The 15,775-nt window shown below is 59.3% G+C and carries 17 protein-coding genes; 5 read left to right on the forward strand and 12 right to left on the reverse strand.

Annotation, left to right across the window (positions count from 1 at the left end):
• Positions 1–55: 55 nt before the first annotated feature.
• The 10 genes from QRN31_RS25735 to QRN31_RS25780 all read right to left on the reverse strand — a co-directional run bounded on the left by QRN31_RS25735 (position 56) and on the right by QRN31_RS25780 (position 9,341).
• Complete coding sequence (locus tag QRN31_RS25735; protein ID WP_285435407.1) at positions 56–232, reverse strand: hypothetical protein; 177 nt, start codon at positions 230–232, stop codon at positions 56–58.
• Between the two features lie 38 nt (positions 233–270).
• A complete protein-coding gene (locus QRN31_RS25740; RefSeq protein ID WP_285435409.1) occupies positions 271–912 on the reverse strand; it encodes a transposase in 642 nt (213 codons plus the stop codon).
• Positions 909–1,829: a hypothetical protein gene (locus QRN31_RS25745; RefSeq protein WP_285435410.1), complete on the reverse strand. Its 921-nt coding sequence runs from the start codon at positions 1,827–1,829 to the stop codon at positions 909–911. The genes QRN31_RS25740 and QRN31_RS25745 overlap by 4 nt, the downstream gene beginning before the upstream one ends.
• Before the next feature lie 307 nt (positions 1,830–2,136).
• The gene (gene astA / locus QRN31_RS25750) at positions 2,137–3,171 is read right to left on the reverse strand and encodes an arginine N-succinyltransferase (RefSeq protein WP_285435411.1); all 1,035 of its coding nucleotides are present in this window, start codon (positions 3,169–3,171) and stop codon (positions 2,137–2,139) included.
• Positions 3,172–3,232: 61 nt separating this feature from the next.
• On the reverse strand, positions 3,233–4,249 hold the full coding sequence (locus QRN31_RS25755; RefSeq protein ID WP_285435412.1) for an arginine N-succinyltransferase: 1,017 nt from the start codon (positions 4,247–4,249) through the stop codon (positions 3,233–3,235).
• Positions 4,250–4,368: 119 nt separating this feature from the next.
• Positions 4,369–5,718 (reverse strand): APC family permease, encoded by a 1,350-nt coding sequence (locus QRN31_RS25760; RefSeq protein ID WP_285435413.1) that lies wholly within the window; start codon positions 5,716–5,718, stop codon positions 4,369–4,371.
• Between the two features lie 57 nt (positions 5,719–5,775).
• Positions 5,776–6,528, reverse strand: a complete 753-nt coding sequence (locus tag QRN31_RS25765; RefSeq protein ID WP_285435415.1) for an N-formylglutamate amidohydrolase — start codon at positions 6,526–6,528, stop codon at positions 5,776–5,778.
• Positions 6,512–7,843 carry a type I glutamate--ammonia ligase gene (locus tag QRN31_RS25770; protein WP_285435417.1) on the reverse strand — a complete coding sequence of 444 codons (1,332 nt, stop codon included), beginning with the start codon at positions 7,841–7,843 and terminating at the stop codon, positions 6,512–6,514. The genes QRN31_RS25765 and QRN31_RS25770 overlap by 17 nt, the downstream gene beginning before the upstream one ends.
• On the reverse strand, positions 7,840–8,484 hold the full coding sequence (locus QRN31_RS25775; protein ID WP_285435418.1) for a cysteine hydrolase family protein: 645 nt from the start codon (positions 8,482–8,484) through the stop codon (positions 7,840–7,842). The genes QRN31_RS25770 and QRN31_RS25775 overlap by 4 nt, the downstream gene beginning before the upstream one ends.
• A 2-nt stretch (positions 8,485–8,486) precedes the next feature.
• Complete coding sequence (locus QRN31_RS25780; RefSeq protein ID WP_285435419.1) at positions 8,487–9,341, reverse strand: MurR/RpiR family transcriptional regulator; 855 nt, start codon at positions 9,339–9,341, stop codon at positions 8,487–8,489.
• A gap of 341 nt (positions 9,342–9,682) precedes the next feature.
• Between QRN31_RS25780 and QRN31_RS25785 the strand changes: the two genes are divergently transcribed.
• Positions 9,683–10,252, forward strand: a complete 570-nt coding sequence (locus QRN31_RS25785; protein WP_285435420.1) for a histidine phosphatase family protein — start codon at positions 9,683–9,685, stop codon at positions 10,250–10,252.
• Positions 10,252–11,007: a precorrin-6A synthase (deacetylating) gene (cobF, locus tag QRN31_RS25790; protein WP_285435421.1), complete on the forward strand. Its 756-nt coding sequence runs from the start codon at positions 10,252–10,254 to the stop codon at positions 11,005–11,007. Before QRN31_RS25785 ends, cobF begins: the two co-directional genes overlap by 1 nt.
• A gap of 121 nt (positions 11,008–11,128) precedes the next feature.
• Here cobF and ftrA read toward each other — a convergent pair whose 3' ends face one another.
• A complete protein-coding gene (ftrA, locus tag QRN31_RS25795; protein WP_285435422.1) occupies positions 11,129–12,097 on the reverse strand; it encodes a transcriptional regulator FtrA in 969 nt (322 codons plus the stop codon).
• Between the two features lie 101 nt (positions 12,098–12,198).
• Here ftrA and QRN31_RS25800 point away from each other — a divergent pair, with 101 nt between their 5' ends.
• Positions 12,199–12,633 (forward strand): rhodanese-like domain-containing protein, encoded by a 435-nt coding sequence (locus tag QRN31_RS25800; RefSeq protein ID WP_285435423.1) that lies wholly within the window; start codon positions 12,199–12,201, stop codon positions 12,631–12,633.
• On the opposite strand, the gene QRN31_RS25805 is transcribed toward QRN31_RS25800, so the two are convergent.
• Positions 12,634–13,284 (reverse strand): type 1 glutamine amidotransferase, encoded by a 651-nt coding sequence (locus QRN31_RS25805; RefSeq protein WP_285435424.1) that lies wholly within the window; start codon positions 13,282–13,284, stop codon positions 12,634–12,636. It lies immediately after the preceding gene.
• Between the two features lie 248 nt (positions 13,285–13,532).
• Here QRN31_RS25805 and aotJ point away from each other — a divergent pair, with 248 nt between their 5' ends.
• Complete coding sequence (gene aotJ / locus QRN31_RS25810; protein ID WP_090182812.1) at positions 13,533–14,312, forward strand: L-arginine-binding protein AotJ; 780 nt, start codon at positions 13,533–13,535, stop codon at positions 14,310–14,312.
• A gap of 217 nt (positions 14,313–14,529) precedes the next feature.
• A complete protein-coding gene (locus tag QRN31_RS25815; RefSeq protein ID WP_285435425.1) occupies positions 14,530–15,642 on the forward strand; it encodes a succinylglutamate desuccinylase/aspartoacylase family protein in 1,113 nt (370 codons plus the stop codon).
• Positions 15,643–15,775: the final 133 nt, after the last annotated feature.

Here is a 15,775-nt window from a genome sequence, read left to right on the forward strand (position 1 = left end):
AGGCTGCAGACCTTTTCAGTCTGCAGCCCCGATGTAGCGTTTAACGAAAGCGATTTCAGCCGTGTGCTGGCACGCTCCAGATTTTCTTGATTTCGTGGATATTGCCTACGTTATAGCGAGGCATGAAACTGGCACACGGGGACAGAGCCGTGGTTTTGACCGGTGTATTGATCACGTTGGTGCCAGCGTGCATCAGAGGGGTTTGGGTCCATTGGGTCATAGGCGTTTTCATACGGTTTTTCCTTTTATATTTATGGGTGCAGGTTTTAACTACCCGCGTTGGAGCATGGACAGCGTTTCTTCATAGAAAGCTGTTTCGTGCATGGCAATGCCGGGATAGGTCGGCACATAGTTCTCGTCGAAGCTCCAGGCTTCTTCTGTTTTAACGGACCGTTGAGGATGAATAAGCAAACTCAACGATGCGGACATTGTTGTGGGTGGAAGCTGCTTGTGCACTTCATGCAATGGGCGCATGTGCAGGATTTCTCCAGGCGCCAGTTTAAGTACTCTTTCTTCGCCAAGAAGTGGTCTTTTTCCGGCTCTAATAGGTGCGTCGCCAAGGATTTCTCGTGTAACAGTTGTATACCCGTCTCCGCTATAACCCACGGCATAGATTTCAAAGTCGTGGGTGTGGTTCAGGTCATAGATGAATGTTTCACTTTCATCTTTCGAAGAGACCGGAGACCAAAACCCCAAGCGGACAGTAAATAGATCGTTGTAATGCAATACAAATGCATAAGCGTTGTAGAGGCTGTTTCGCGTGCTGAAACCTTCTTGTTGAATAACGGTATAAAGATGTTCACTCAACAATGTACGGTGAGTCGCCAGTTGGCGCAGGTCCTCCATGATCTTTAGCTTGTCTTGCTCTAGATCGTAATTCGTCATGCGCTCAACAAACGTATTGAGCTTCATGCCGCTTCACTCTGTTGGTCGAGCAAGACGTTCAGGTGGTTGTTTTCGAGGTTTCTCAACAGAGGCACGTAATTCAGTGCGGCCTGCTGGTCCGTTTGTTGAATCATCTGAAAGGCCTTCCAGGCAACAGCGGGGTGGTAGTGATAAATCAATTCTTCGGCCACATGACGCGCCTCTGGATCCTGAACGGTCTCCAGCAACTCAAGGCTCACCAGGTAGCGTGCCGCGCTATCGTCATGGGGGAACCAGGCGATTTTGCTCAGTGAGGCGCGGTCAAACACGCCAATGTCTGCGCTTCGGTCTGGCAGGTTGATGCTGCCGATAAAGGCCTTATGCCCAGTGCCTGTCGGATTGCTGTCGAACAGGACCTTCGTGCCGTCGATGAATAGCGGATTGTCGGCGTCGACGATGATCCATTGCCCCAGCGTCAACTTGTCATCCTGTATTTCATATAGCTGGACCGGGAATGACTGATCGTTGATAGCGAACAAAATACTGTTCCCTGGAACGGTATAGAGCAGTTGTGAGGCGCCAGCGTTGTCAGGTGCCTTGAGGCCGATGTTGCCATCGCCGTTACAGTGCAGTATCAGTGTTCTGGTGTGAATGTTTGTTGACTTCATGATCTCTGCACTTCTAGAAGTTTCATGAGTAAGTGCAGTATTTTCGCTCAACTGATTGGCGAGTCTTTCGATGTGTCTGGTGATGTCCAGGGTTTCAAGGCTTTTTATAAGATGGCCTGGCGATAGGCCTTTATCTAAAAGTGTCTCGATCATGAAATGGCCTGCTTTGCTGGAGTTTAAGATGGAGCGTGTCAGGAAGTAGAGGGTTTCGACCTTGGCGGAGCTTGCAACAGTTGCCAATGGTTTTTGATGTCGTGAATGTTGCCGATGTTCAGGCGCGGTGTCGTTCCCCAGCAATTAATCGCACTGTTGTTTTGTGTGGGGGTGCTGATTACATTAGTTGCTGCACGAAATATCGGCGTGTTGTGCCAGTTGTTTGTGGGCTGTCGCATGGTTAACTCAGTGGGTGTAATTTCTGTGTGTTCTAAGTATGGTGATGGCGGTGATTGAAGGCAAATCGTTAGTTGTTAGTTGATGTTGTGAGTTGTTGTTGGATGTTTTCGGAGGGGGTAACAAGTCACACAGAGCACGTCGACGGTTAATAGGAGTGTCTAGTGATCAGGTAAACGAGTGCCTCTGGGCAACGCCTTAAAACCAAGTTGAATCACGCCGCCACTGCCTGCTGCTGTTGCTTGCGCAGCAGCACGGCACGTACCGAGTCGCCGGGCTGCAGTTGCAGGCGTTTGGCCGTGAGGCGGTCGACGATCAGGCTGTTGCCCACCCGTCTGGCCTGGGCGGCGGTGATGCGGCAGTTTTCCAGGCGACGATTGTGGATCAGCCACACCGGTGCCTGTTCGTCTGGCGTACCAATGGCCAATAACAGTGGCTGGCTGTCACGTACAGTGCGGATTTTCGCGATAGGGGCCTCGATCACCGGGCCGGCATCAAAGATGTCGATGTAGCCCTGATGGGCAAACCCTTCGGCGCAGAGGATCTTCAGCGCCGGTTCGGTATTGGGGTGCGCCTTGCCGATAACGGCCTGGGCCTGTTCGGTGAGCAGGCAGGTGTAGAGCGGTTGGCGGGGCATCAGTTCGGCGATGAACGATTTGCTGCCCAGCCCCGACAGGTGATCGGCGTGACTGAAATCCATCTTGAAGAAGTGCCGGCCCAGGCTGTCCCAGAACGGGGAACAGCCATGTTCATCAGCGCTGCCACGCAGCTCGGCGATGAGCTTGTCACCGAACAGGTGCGGGAACTCGGCAACGAACAGTAAACGCGCCAGCGACAGCAACCGGCCGTTACTGCCATGGCGTTGATCGTGCCGCAGGAAGAGCGAGCAGATTTCCGATTGGCCGGTCATTTCGTTGTTCAGGAACAGCGTTGGAATCTGCCGCTGGATGCCCAGGTCCGGCGACGAACTGACTGTCAGCCCGACCCGATAGTTGTACCAGGGCTCACGCAGGCCGACGGCGCCAGCCAAGGCACTGATACCGACCACTTGCTGATCGTCGTCTTCAAGGACGAACAAATAATCGGCATCCGCACGCTCGACCTGTTCGGCGAAGGTGCGCTGCGCCCAGCGGACCCGGTGCGCCAGGCGTTCTTCATTGGCCGGCAGGGTGGTAAAACCGGGGCCGGCCTGTTGCACCAGATCCATCAAGGCGGGCAGGTCGGTGACGCGAACCGGGCGGACGATCATGATGCAGCTCCTTCTTCGCGCCTGCTCGAGCGCTGTCGTTGGGCACGGGGCCGAGTGAGGCTCACAGGGCGATCAGCCGAATCGGGCTGCCCTCGGTCACGTTCAGGGCGGCGCACATCGGCGCGCTCAATTGCACCGGTTGTCCGACCTGGACATCCAGTTCGGCGACGATGGCCCGATAGTCCTTCAGCGAATCGTTGCTCACTAGGTAACTGCCGCGCGCATCAACATGCGAACCGGTTTGCACCGTGCCGGTCTGGCTCTGGGCGATGGAAAGGATGTTCGAGGTGCGCGCATACAAGGTCGGGCCACCGTCGAAAAGGTCGATGTAGCTGTTGGTTTCAAAGCCTTCGCGTTCGAGGATATCGAAGGCTTCCTGGCCATCGGGGTGGATGCGGCCAATGCACGCCTGCGCCGCTTGCGGCAGCATCGGCACGTAGATCGGGTATTGCGGCATCAGCTCGGCGAGAAAGGTCCGGCTCTCCAGACCGCAAAGCCGTTCGGCCTCGGCATAAGGCAGGTCAAAGAAATGCTTGCCCACCGCATCCCAGAACGGCGACTGCCCTTCATCGGTGCTGAAGCCGACGATCTCGGTGATCACCGTGTCGGCAAAGCGCCGCGCATGGGCGGCGATGAACAGCAACCGGGCCCGCGACAGCAACTGCGAAAAGTCTGTTCGCACCAGCGCGGCGTCGATATGAAAGCCGCGCAGCAAGGTGTGGCCGTTGAGGTCGTGACACAACGACAGCGCCGGCACGCCATGCTCGATGTTCAATTCCCGGGACGCGCTGGTGAAATGGCGATTGCGCAGGCTGTAGAACGGCTCGCTGAAACCGGCGGTGGCCAGGATTTCCGAGCAGCCCACCAGCCGTTGGGCCTGCAGATCCTCAAGCACGAAGAAATAGTTCTCCGGGCCATGCGCCGCAACGTCTTTGTCGAATGAGGCGCAGGAATCGAGAATCCTCATGCGCAGGCGTTCGGTGTCGTCCGGCAAGGACGTGACGCCGACCAGGCTGTCGCGCGCCAGTTGCTGCAACTGGGGCAGGTCGGTTAGTTCGACTGGGCGTAAGACCAGCATGGACGCACTCCTGTATCAAAGGGTTCGACGGTTGGCACCGAACCTGACTATCACTGTCAATTTCCACGCGTTAAAGCGGCGGTCGCCTGAATTGTTGTCAGACGCCGCCCTTTTTCTTGTCAGCCGTTGCTCGGATCAGGCAACGCTGTGTTGACGCCGAGCTTGTTCAGGAAAAACAGGTACACCAGACCCAAGGCAATCCAGATCAAACCGAGCTTTTGCGCATCGACGCCCATGTTGTACATGATGGCCGCGACGATGATGAATCCAACGACCGGGCAGATCAGGTGGCGAATCACCTGACCGGACTTTTGCCGACGCCAGTAATAATTGATGACGGTCAGGTGCAGCAACATGAACCCGCTCAGCGCGCCAAAGTTCACCAGCGAGGTGAGGGTGTCCACGGCGTTGATGAACAGGTAGCAGATCACCAGCGACAGCAGCGCCACCAGATAGATGCTCAAGTAAGGGGTGTTGTGTTCAGGATGGACCCTGGCCAGTATTTTCGGCAGTTTGCCGTCCCGGGCCATACCGAACAGCAGGCGCGAAACCGCCGCTTGCGAAGTGATTGCCACTGCCACACCCCAGGCCAGGGCCGTGGCCATGCCGGTCAGGGTCGCCAGCCAACTGCCGGCAGCCAGTTCGGCGATTTCATAGAACGCGGTGTCCGCCGAGGTGAAGCCCATGCCGGCGGCCAGGTCCGTGGCGATCCAGGTCTGCGCGATAAAGATCACACCCATCACGAACAGAGTGATCAATGCAGCCTTGCCGACGCTGCGGCCCGGGTCAGTCTTGATTTCTTCGGCGAGGGTGGAGATCGCATCGAATCCGAGGAACGACAGCACCGCAATCGACACGGCTTGCATCAGCAGGGCGAAGTTGAATGTTTCCGGGTTGTACACCGGCGCCAGGGTCAACTGGCCGTGGCCGCCGCCGTTGTGCAGGGCGTTCCAGGCGTAGAACAGGAAAATCCCCAGCACCACGAGTTGCGCGAGCAGAAAGAGGATGTTCAGGCGGGCGGTGAAGGTGATGCCACGCAGGTTGACGAACGTCGCACTGACCAGAAAGGCCAGGATGAAGCCGACTTTGGGAATGTCCGGGTAAAGATGATTCAGCGCCATGGCCGCGTAAACGTAGAGCAGCGGCGGAATCAGCAGGTAATCGAGCAGCATCAGCCAGCCAGCGATAAACCCGACATGCGGGTTGAGGCCGCGTTGCGCGTAGGAATACACCGAGCCGGCAATCGGAAAGGCCCGCGCCATGCTGCCGTAACTCAACGCCGTGAACAGCATCGCCAACATGCCGATGAGGTAGGCCAGCGGCACCATCCCCGGCGCTTCGGCGTTAACGTAGCCATATACGCCAAAGGGCGCGATGGGGATCATGAAGATCATCCCGTACACCACCAGGTCGGTCAGCGTCAGGCTACGTTTCAACTCTTGCTTGTAGCCGAATTCTTCTATTTCCATAAGACCCTTCTCCTTGGGATGGACGCAGCTACACGCTGCGGGTTTGACGCGATTCCTTTACAACAACGGCCGCAGGAAATCGGTCCAGCGATCGATGGCTTCAGGTGTGCGTAGCAGGTCGTTGCGCACCTCGATCAACACCGCCTCCAGTCCTCTTGCGTCGCCGTGGACCGGCACGGTCATGTCGCCCAGTGGGTTGATTTTGTACGGCTCATTACCCGCCACCTTCAAGGGATGTTGGCTCAGTCCGTCAAGCAATCGTTGGGCATAGCCCTTGGCTTCGCCAAACAGCACGCCAGCTTCCAGTGTGCGCGGCTGGCCGTGGTAAACCGGGGTAAAGCTGTGAATACCCACCACCCGAACCGGCCGGCCTTGGGCCAGACGCTGGTCGATCAGCGTTTGCAGCTGGTCATGAAAGGGTTTGAACAGGCATTCGCGGCGATATTTGCGGGTGGCTTCATCGAGATCTTGATTGCCCGGTATGTGATAAATCTCGCTTTTGGCAGGGATGCTGTCCGGGGCACCGAGTGGGCGGTTCAGGTCGATCAGCAGTCGCGAGTAATTGGCGGCCAGCAAAGTGGCGCCCAGCGCTTCGGACAAACGCTCGGCCAGTGCCAGGGCGCCAATGTCCCAAGCGATATGTTCGCGCGCCGCTTCATGACTCAGGCCAAGGTCCGTTAACCCGGCCGGGATGAAACGGCTGGCGTGTTCGCACACCAGCAACAGCGGGTGCTCGGAAGCTTCCCGATGCAGGGTGTAGGCGGGCTCGGTAAAAAGACCGAGTTCAGCGGATTCAGTAGAGGCGCGCATAGTGCTCACAGCATTCGGCGGGCGACAGCTGTTCCGTCAGCGTCAGCTCCTGGGTTTTAAGGGCAAACCAAGTGTCCAGTAAAACGCTCGGCAGGTTTTCGATCAGTGCCTCGCTGTTGCGCAGGCAGTCCAGTGCCTGGGCAAGCGAAGCGGGCAGGGCGACGATGCCGCGAGCGTGGCGTTGTTCTTCGTTCAGGGAATCGGGCACTTCGTCGGTGATCGCGTTCAGGGCCAGGCGCTGCTCGATGCCCAGGCGGCCCGCGATCAGTAGCGCGGCCATCGCCAGGTGCGGCGAAGCCGTGGCGTCCATTGCACGAAATTCCAGGTTGAATTGCGCCGCCAGCGATTTGCCACCGAGGCTGACGGTCGGGCAAATCCGCAGCGCCGCTTCACGGTTCTGCTGGCCGAGGCACGCGTACGACGCGCTCCAGTGATGCGGCTGCAAACGCTGGTAAGACACCGGCGTCGGCGCGGTGAAGGCGCAAAGTGCCGGCAAATAATGCACGACGCCGGCGGCCCAGTGCTGGCCGAGGGTCGACAGGCCGTTGGTGGTGCCGGCGTCGTACATCAGCGGTTGGCCGTCCAGGTCCAGCAGGCTGACATGCAGGTGTACGCCGTTGCACACCGCCTGCTCGGATGTCTTGGGGGCGAAGCTCACCTCCAGGCCCATCTGCCGGGCGATGTCGCGGGTGATTTCACGCACGTTCACCGCGCGGTCGGCGGCGGCCACGCCAAGGGTCGGACGGCAGGTGATTTCGTATTGATGCTTGCCGTATTCGGGCAAGAACATTTCCGGTTCGACGCCGCCTGCACGCAAGGCACTGAGCAGCCAGCCACCGAATTCGGCGCCCTGACGCTGGGCCTCAAGGGAAAATGCCAAGTGTTCAGCCGCGCCAGTGTCCAGGTTGAATTCATGTTCGAACGCAGCGTTGACCTGCACGCCCAGCTCGGCGCGATAACGCTCCACTTCATTGCGCAATAAGGTCCGTGGGCAGGCACCCCACGGACGCCCATCGGTTTCGCGAATGTCGCCGTGGATGAAATCCAGCGCCGGGGCCCTGGCATCCGGGCCATTGTTGACCGTCACGCGGCTGCTCAAATCGGGAATCAGCCGCAAATCGCCATAAGCGCCCCATGGGTTGGTGGCGGCAATGATGTCTTGCGGGGTCAGGGCACTGTTGGCCGGCACCCAGCCGCAGCCCGCCACCCGGTAGTGTTCAAGCTCGTCGGTGGGAAACGAGCGACCGCGTGTCACGCCGATCAGGTCGGTGGTGACAATGGTGGTCATGGGCAGCGGCGACAGGCGTTCGCTCATGGTCGCAGCTCCTGCAACCGGCCGAGCACGGTCTGGGTGTCGGTGATCCAGCAGTAACCCTTGATGGCGTTCAGGCAGGCTTGATGACGTTGTGGTGTGTAGGTCGCGCAGGCGTCTTCCACCAGCGTTACCAGGTAGCCACGGTCCGCGGCGTCACGCACGGCCATGTCCACGCATTGGTCGGTGACGATGCCGGCGATGATCAGGTGCCGGGTTTCGAGATTGCGCAGCACGTAGTCGATGTTGGTGGAGTTGAAGACCCCGGAAGAGGTCTTGGGCAGGACGATTTCGTTCTCGGTCGGTGTCAGGTCGTCAATGATGCGGGCTTGCTCACTGCCCTTGGGCAAGTGCATGTCGGAGAGTTTGTGGTCGAGCGAGCGATCGCGGCCATCGGCGGTCAGGCTCTCGATGATCGTGTGCAGCACGTTTTGCCGTGCGCAACGAAAGGCGCTGAGCAGCCGGCGTTGATTGGGCACCACCTGCATGTGCGTGCGCGTCAGGAAATATTCGGCGTCCGGCCCGTTGAGGTGCGGGTCGAACTGCGGCTCGAGCCAGGCCCGCTGCATGTCCACCAGCAACAGTGCGGTGTGGTCGGCAGTGAACGGCAAGTCCCTGGGTGAATGGTGGGGGAGCGTAAACATCCTTATTTTTCCTCCAGCAAGTGGGTGTCGAATTCGGTGCGCAGCGTGTCGATGCCTTCCAGGCGATCGGCCAGGTCCAGACTGCGCAAGGTCAGGCAGGCGATCAGCGCCTCGACCTGAGCCAGCGCCGGGACGAAGGTGTCAAACGCTGACACCGACTCCACTGGCGCACTGATGATCAGGTCCGCCATCTCGCGCAGGGGTGAAGCATAGATGTCGGTGAACAGCACCACTCGCGCATAGCGATTCTTGGCGGCACTCGCCACCCGCAGCGCTTGAGACTGGTAGCGGCGATAGTCGAATATCAGGACCACGTCCTGGCGCTGCACGTCGAACAGTCGGTCCGGCAATTGCGCGTTGTCCTCCAGGGCGAAACAGCCGGGTCGCAGCAGGCGCAAATGGTTAAGCAGGTATTGGGCGAGGAAACTGCTGAAGCGCCCGCCGAAGCAGTGCACCTGATGGCGGGTGTCGAGCAGCCACTCCAGCAGAATCCGCACATCTTCGGGCTGGGTCAGCGCATGGGTTTCTACCAGCGCCCGATGGCTGTCCGCCAGATACTGGCTCCAGACGTCGCCTTTTTGCAGATGAGAGCGAGGCTGTAACTGCGCACTGGGAGACCGCAAGCGATGGTCCATGTCGCTGAGCAATGCCTCTTGGAAATCGGCATAACCGCTGAACCCGAGTTTTTTGACCAGCCGCACGATGGTCGGATCGCTGACACCGGCATGTTCGGCCAGGCGCGACATCGGCCCCAGCCCATTGCGCGGGTACTGGTCCAGCAAGGCACGGATGACTTTGCGTTCCGATGGCGTCAGTTCCAGGCCAGGATCGGTGATCAGGTCTCTAAGGGAGGGCATCCGGGCTCCTTGCTGGATGAGGTGTCGGTTTCGTTTCATAAATTGCTAAAACAGTATTTATGTAGCACTCGCTACATGTCTAGTGAATTTTCCCGTGGTTTTTTAACGCCCCGAAATGGGGCGAAAACCGCGTCCGCCGTGGGCTACACGGATGACGACTGGGTGTGTAGTCCATCGCCCATTAAGTTGTCAGAGATTGCCGAATTCCATCTTTTAGCTCGGGCGGCGAGTGCGTGGTACCGGATGAAACGAAACGCCCTGGATCGCACGTCTTGCGGCACAATTGAACAAATATCCACGGCGTCGAGCCGTACTTCGTTACACCGACAGGGTGATTATCCGTGCAGGCGACCCGTTTGACCCTGATGTGCCACGCTCGAACCGTCGCACAAAAATTAGCGATCTTTCCTACGAACGAACCCCTGGAAATGGAGTGGGTATTGGCGAGGGGAACGCGCTGTCGCTCCTTCAAGGGAACGCCGCGATTGCTCTGTGCACCAGAGTTGCGGACGCAGCAGACGGCCGAGCTGTTTGGCGACAACGTTGAAATTGTCCCGGCGCTGAGGGATTGCGACTTCGGACGCTGGAAAGGTGTTCGGATCGACGATCTGCAAAAATCCGAACCCGAGGCACTTCAGGCCTGGCTCGATGAGCCGGCCTCGGCGCCGCATGGCGGTGAGTCGGTGGCGCAACTCGGTGTGCGCGTGGCGCAGTGGCTCAAATCCCTGGAGGCCACACCGGGGCATGTCGTTGCCATCACCCATCCCTTTGTCATTCGCGCTGCATTGACGCATGTGCTGCAGGCGGCCTTCAACTTGATCGACGTTGAACCGTTGTCGACCGTCGAGTTGCGGTTCACCGGCCGCTGGCGGTTACGCTTGCTCGGCACCGATGCAGAAGGAACACTTTGATGAAAAAGCTGCTGGTCATCGGCATCGGCGCCGGCAATCCCGACTACATCACGATGCAGGCCGTGAAGGCGCTGAACCTGGTCGACGTGTTTTTCCTGATGGACAAGGGCCCGGCCAAGGACAAACTGATCGACCTGCGCCGTGAGATCTGCGAGCGCTACATCACTGGTCGCGACTACCGCTTCGTCGAAGCCCACAGCCCGGAGCGCGAGCGTGGGGCGGTGGACTACACGAGCAGCGTGGACGATCTGAACCTTGCCAAGCAAATGACCTTCGAGCGGCTGATCAATGAGCAACTGTCCGACGACCAATGCGCAGGTTTCCTGGTGTGGGGCGATCCGGCGTTGTACGACAGCACGATTCGGATATTGCAGGCGATTCTGGCTTCGGGCCGTTGCGTGTTCGAGTTTGAAGTGATCCCCGGCATCACCAGCGTTCAGGCATTGGCGGCGCAGCATAAAGTGCCGCTCAATCGCATTGGCCAATCGATTGAAATCACTACTGGCCGACGGCTTGCGGCAGGGCAGGTGAGCGATGCCGACAGCCTGGTGGTTATGCTCGATGCACAGGATGCCTACCATCAGGTGGCCGATCAGGAGACCGAGATTTACTGGGGGGCTTACTTGGGGACGCCGGATGAGATCTTGATCAGCGGCAAGCTCAAGGACGTGGCGGATGAGATTGAACGGGTGCGCAAGGCCGCGCGGCTGGCTAATGGCTGGATTATGGATACCTATCTGTTGCGTAAGCCTTAAAGGTATTGGTGTCTGGTCAGGCCCCATCGCGAGCAAGCTCGCTCCCACAGGTTTTGTGAACACCACAAATCAACTGTGGGAGCGAGCTTGCTCGCGATGAGACCCTTAAATACACCTCAAATTATTGCCTTGCCCCCCGCCCAAACCGCTCCCGATACACCGACGGCGGCACGCCCACCACCCCGCGAAACGCCACCCGAAAACTCTCCACCGACCGATACCCGCACTGCCCGGCAATCTGATCGGTGTTCTGCCCGGTGCTTTCCAGCAACTCCCGCGCCCGCGCGAGCCGCTCATGCTGCAGCCATGCCTTGGGCGGCATGCCCGTGGCTTCAGTAAACCTTCGTAGAAAGGTACGTTCACTCATGGCCGCCTCGCTGGCCAGTTCGCGAACTTCCAGCGGTTCGTGCAAGCGCTCGCGCGCCCATTGCATGACGCGTGACAAATCGCTGCGCGGCGTCGGGCTGACCGGTGTGGGAATGAACTGCGCCTGACCGCCGGTACGCTGCGGCGACATCACCAGTCGCCGCGCCACCGAGTTCGCCACCTGCGTGCCGAAATCCCGTGCCACCAGGTGCAGGCACGCATCGATCCCCGCCGCGCTGCCGGCCGAGGTGATCAACTGACCGGAATCAACGTAGAGCACGTCCGGGTCCACCAGTATGTTGGGAAAGCGCTCGGCCAGCTCCGTGGTGTAACGCCAATGCGTGGTGGCGCTGTGGCCGTCGAGCAAACCGGTCGCCGCCAGCACAAACACGCCAGAGCAGATCGACAGCAATCGCGCCCCGCGTGCGTGGGCCTGGCGCAGGGCGGTGAGCAGGTGTTCGGGCACTGGCGCAGTGCGGTCGCGCCAACCGGGAATGATGATTGTGCGGGCGTTTTCGAGCAGTTCCATGCCGCCATCGGCCAGCACCTGAATGCCGCCCAGTGCGCGCATCGGGCCCTGATCCACAGCGACGATACGCTGCTCATACCAAGGGAAATCAAACTCCGGCCGCGCCAGGCCAAAGATCTCCACGGCGATGCCGAATTCGAACGTACAGAGGCCGTCGTAGGCCAGAATCGCGACCAATCCAGGGGCAGGCTGCATTTGGCGGAAAATTCCCGGTGAGTGTCTTGTGCGCCACTGTAGCGGCAAGTGTCGGGCGGATAAAGTCCTCTCACACCCACTGAGACTTTGGAGTACAGCCCATGACCAGCCTGGTCCGCGAGATTCCCGCCGCCCCGTCGGCGATTGCCCTGATGCATTTCAGCAACCGCCTGACCTTTGAAACCGATTGTTCCGACGTCTTTGCGAGCCAGCAGGCCGGTGAGGTGGATTTTGTCCTGGTGGACGTGCGCGGACCGCTGGCGTTCGAGCGTGGGCATGTGCCGGGCGCGATCAACATTGCGGGGCGATTGCTGACCGCCGAGCGCTTGGCGGATTACCCGAAATCCACCTTGTTTGTGGTCTATTGCGCCGGGCCACACTGTAACGGTGTCCACAAGGCCGCGGTGAAACTGGCGGCGTTGGGTTACCCGGTCAAGGAGATGATCGGCGGTGTGACCGGGTGGCTGGATGAAGGGTTGGCGTTGAGCGTTGCGGTGCAACGCCCGGCCACAGAAGCCGTGAAGTGTGAGTGCTGATCAACCGTGACGAGTCGCTGACGAGGCCGCCCACCACCCATCCAGCGTCGCCTGCAACCAATCGAACACGGCTGCATGAGCGGCGCTGTCCCTTGATTCCCGAGGCAACGGCGATTCATCGCCAAAATGCGCATTGAGCGTCGCCACCGACTCGGCATTCCACTCAGGGTGAAACTGCAACCCCACCCGGGTCGGCCCCACGCGATACATCTGCTGCGCGCATTGATCGCTGCTGGCCAGCAATTGCGCCTCGGGCGGCAGGTCGATCGCATCTTCGTGCCACTCCAGTACCTTCAGCAACTGGCCATTGATGAACCTCACCGACGTCCAGCCAGTCTCGCTGCGGTCCATGCGCCGCACATTCCCGCCCAGACTCAGTGCCAGTAACTGCGCCCCCAGGCAAATCGCGAACACTGCCGCGCCCTGATCCAGGCTCGCCATCAGCCACTGGCGCTCGGCCTCCAGCCACGCAGGCCCGGCGTTGGATTCATAAGGCCCGCCCAACACAATCGCTGGCGCCGCACTCGCCGGCGGCAGTTGTCCGAGATCGGCGCGGAATACCTTGAGCAGGATGTCGCGTGAATTGGCCCAGTCGGTAATGGCACCGGGGCCTTCGGCGGGGTGGTGCTGGATCAGATTCAAGGTGGGCATCAGCGCTCTCTGTCGGTTTTGTGTGTGGCTTTTGTCTGAAACAAGGGTTTGTCCTACAGTCTTTGCACCGCCTTGCCGCAGGCTTCAAGTGACATGAATTCAGGTGCTGTTTTTCTGTAAGTATTTGTCGCTTAAACACAATTTGCTCGCATGAAGCCACTCTAGACTGCCGGCCACTTCGGTTTTCACCGACCGAAAGATGCTAATCGAACGCTGCCAATAAAAGCCTCCGCACACAGGAGTAATAAATGAAGAAGCTAGTGATGTTCGGTGCCCTGGCACTGTCGATGTTGTCCCTGACCGCTGTGGCCGAAGACGCCAAGCCGATCCGCATCGGTATCGAAGCCGGCTACCCGCCATTCTCGATGAAAACCCCTGACGGCAAACTCACCGGTTTCGACGTGGATATCGGCGACGCGCTGTGTGAGCAGATGAAAGTGAAGTGCACCTGGGTCGAGCAAGAATTCGACGGCCTGATCCCTGCACTGAAAGTGAAGAAAATCGACGCGATCCTGTCGTCCATGACCATCACTGACGACCGCAAGAAGAACGTCGATTTCACCATCAAGTACTACCACACCCCGGCGCGCTTCGTGATGAAGGCCGGCACCGACATCAAAGACCCGCTGACCGAGCTCAAAGGCAAGAAAGTCGGCGTGCTGCGTGCCAGTACCCACGACCGTTTCGCCACCGAAGTGCTGGTGCCGGCCGGCATCGAGCTGGTGCGTTATGGCTCGCAGCAGGAAGCCAACCTGGACATGGTCTCTGGCCGCGTTGACGCGCTGCTGGCCGACTCGGTCAACCTGGACGACGGTTTCCTGAAAACCGACGCTGGTAAAGGCTTCGCGTTCGTTGGCCCGACCTACGAAGACGCCAAGTACTTCGGCGGTGGCGCCGGTATTGCGGTGCGCAAAGGCGATAAAGAGCTGGCGGACAAATTCAACACCGCCATCACCGAAATCCGCGCCAACGGCAAGTACAAGCAAGTGCAGGACAAGTACTTCGCGTTTGACGTTTACGGCGAGTAATCACGCCGTTCGAAAAAGTGGCAACCGTTGACGCGGTTGCCATTTTTTTATGCGCTCGTTATTGAAATAAGATCCCTGTGGGAGTGAGCCTGCTCGCGATAGCGGAGTATCAGTCAAGCATTCATTGTCTGATACTCCGCTATCGCGAGCAGGTCGAATCGTCGCACCGTCACTCCCACAGGTGATTTTCGTCGCTCAGGCTATTCAGGAGTTCCCCATGCAACGCATCGACCATTCATTGCCCTGGAGCCACCTGGGCACCGAGCGCACCCTCAGCGTGTTTCGTTACGGCGCGGGCGCTCGCAAGGTCTACATCCAGGCCAGCCTGCACGCCGATGAACTGCCGGGCATGCGTACCGCATGGGAGCTGAAAAAGCGCCTGACCGAACTCGAAGCTCAGGGCCAGTTACAAGGCGTGATCGAACTGGTGCCGGTGGCCAATCCGATTGGCCTCGATCAGCATCTGCAAGGCAGCCACCTGGGCCGCTTCGAACTGGGCAGCGGCAAGAACTTCAACCGCTCCTTCGTGGAACTCAGCGGCCCGGTGGCGGCGTTGATCGGCGATCAGTTGGGGCACGATGCACAAGCCAACATTGCGTTGATTCGCCAAGCCATGGGTCAGGTCCTTGACGGCTTGCCAGCACCGGCCTCGCAACTGGAAGCCATGCACCGTTTGCTGCTGCGTCACGCGTGCGATGCCGACATCACCCTGGATCTGCATTGCGATTTCGATGCGGCGATTCACCTCTATGCCTTGCCGCAACACTGGCCTCAGTGGCAGTCCCTGGCGGCGCGTCTGAAGGCCGGCGTGGCGTTGCTCTGTGAAGATTCCGGCGGCAGTTCATTCGATGAGTCCTGTTCTTCGCCGTGGTTGCGCCTGGCGCGGAGCTTTCCCGAGGCGAACATTCCACCGGCCAACCTGGCGACCACGCTGGAACTGGGCAGTATGGGCGACACCCGGGTCGATCAGGCCCAGGCCAATTGCGAGGCGATTCTCGGCTTCCTCGCCGAGCAGGGTTTCATCCAGGGCAGCTGGCCAGCGGCGCCGAGCGAATGCTGTGAGGGCATGCCGTTCGAGGGCACTGAGTACCTGTTCGCGCCGCATCACGGGGTGGTGAGTTTTCTGCGTGATTCGGGTGAATGGGTAGAGCAGGGCGATGCGCTGTTTGAAGTGGTCGATCCGCTGAATGATCGCGTGACCACCGTGCACGCCGGCACCAGCGGCGTGTTGTTCGCCATTGATCGTGGACGGTATACGCAGCCGGGGACGTGGCAGGCGAAAGTGGCGGGGCGGGAGCCGATTCGGGTTGGCAAGTTGATTAACGACTGATTCCGCAATCGTTGGCGGCTCATAAGGCGCCATCGCGAGCAAGCTCGCTCCCACAGGGGAATGCATTTCAAATGTGGGAGCGAGCTTGCTCGCGATGGGGCCATCCGCAACACCGGATGTCCCCCAGCAGCCT

Origin of the sequence: Pseudomonas sp. fls2-241-R2A-110, from assembly GCF_030209165.1 — a bacterium.
GTDB lineage: Bacteria > Pseudomonadota > Gammaproteobacteria > Pseudomonadales > Pseudomonadaceae > Aquipseudomonas.

Coding starts and splice junctions, on each gene's coding strand:
- cobF (WP_285435421.1), top strand. CDS start 10,252: ATGAAAAAGCTGCTGGTCATCGGCATCGGCGCCGGCAATCCCGACTAC.
- QRN31_RS25760 (WP_285435413.1), bottom strand. CDS start 5,718: ATGGAAATAGAAGAATTCGGCTACAAGCAAGAGTTGAAACGTAGCCTG.
- aotJ (WP_090182812.1), top strand. CDS start 13,533: ATGAAGAAGCTAGTGATGTTCGGTGCCCTGGCACTGTCGATGTTGTCC.
- ftrA (WP_285435422.1), bottom strand. CDS start 12,097: ATGCAGCCTGCCCCTGGATTGGTCGCGATTCTGGCCTACGACGGCCTC.
- QRN31_RS25770 (WP_285435417.1), bottom strand. CDS start 7,843: ATGAGCGAACGCCTGTCGCCGCTGCCCATGACCACCATTGTCACCACC.
- QRN31_RS25775 (WP_285435418.1), bottom strand. CDS start 8,484: ATGTTTACGCTCCCCCACCATTCACCCAGGGACTTGCCGTTCACTGCC.
- QRN31_RS25735 (WP_285435407.1), bottom strand. CDS start 232: ATGAAAACGCCTATGACCCAATGGACCCAAACCCCTCTGATGCACGCT.
- QRN31_RS25805 (WP_285435424.1), bottom strand. CDS start 13,284: ATGCCCACCTTGAATCTGATCCAGCACCACCCCGCCGAAGGCCCCGGT.
- QRN31_RS25815 (WP_285435425.1), top strand. CDS start 14,530: ATGCAACGCATCGACCATTCATTGCCCTGGAGCCACCTGGGCACCGAG.
- astA (WP_285435411.1), bottom strand. CDS start 3,171: ATGATCGTCCGCCCGGTTCGCGTCACCGACCTGCCCGCCTTGATGGAT.
- QRN31_RS25755 (WP_285435412.1), bottom strand. CDS start 4,249: ATGCTGGTCTTACGCCCAGTCGAACTAACCGACCTGCCCCAGTTGCAG.
- QRN31_RS25765 (WP_285435415.1), bottom strand. CDS start 6,528: ATGCGCGCCTCTACTGAATCCGCTGAACTCGGTCTTTTTACCGAGCCC.
- QRN31_RS25780 (WP_285435419.1), bottom strand. CDS start 9,341: ATGCCCTCCCTTAGAGACCTGATCACCGATCCTGGCCTGGAACTGACG.
- QRN31_RS25800 (WP_285435423.1), top strand. CDS start 12,199: ATGACCAGCCTGGTCCGCGAGATTCCCGCCGCCCCGTCGGCGATTGCC.
- QRN31_RS25740 (WP_285435409.1), bottom strand. CDS start 912: ATGAAGCTCAATACGTTTGTTGAGCGCATGACGAATTACGATCTAGAG.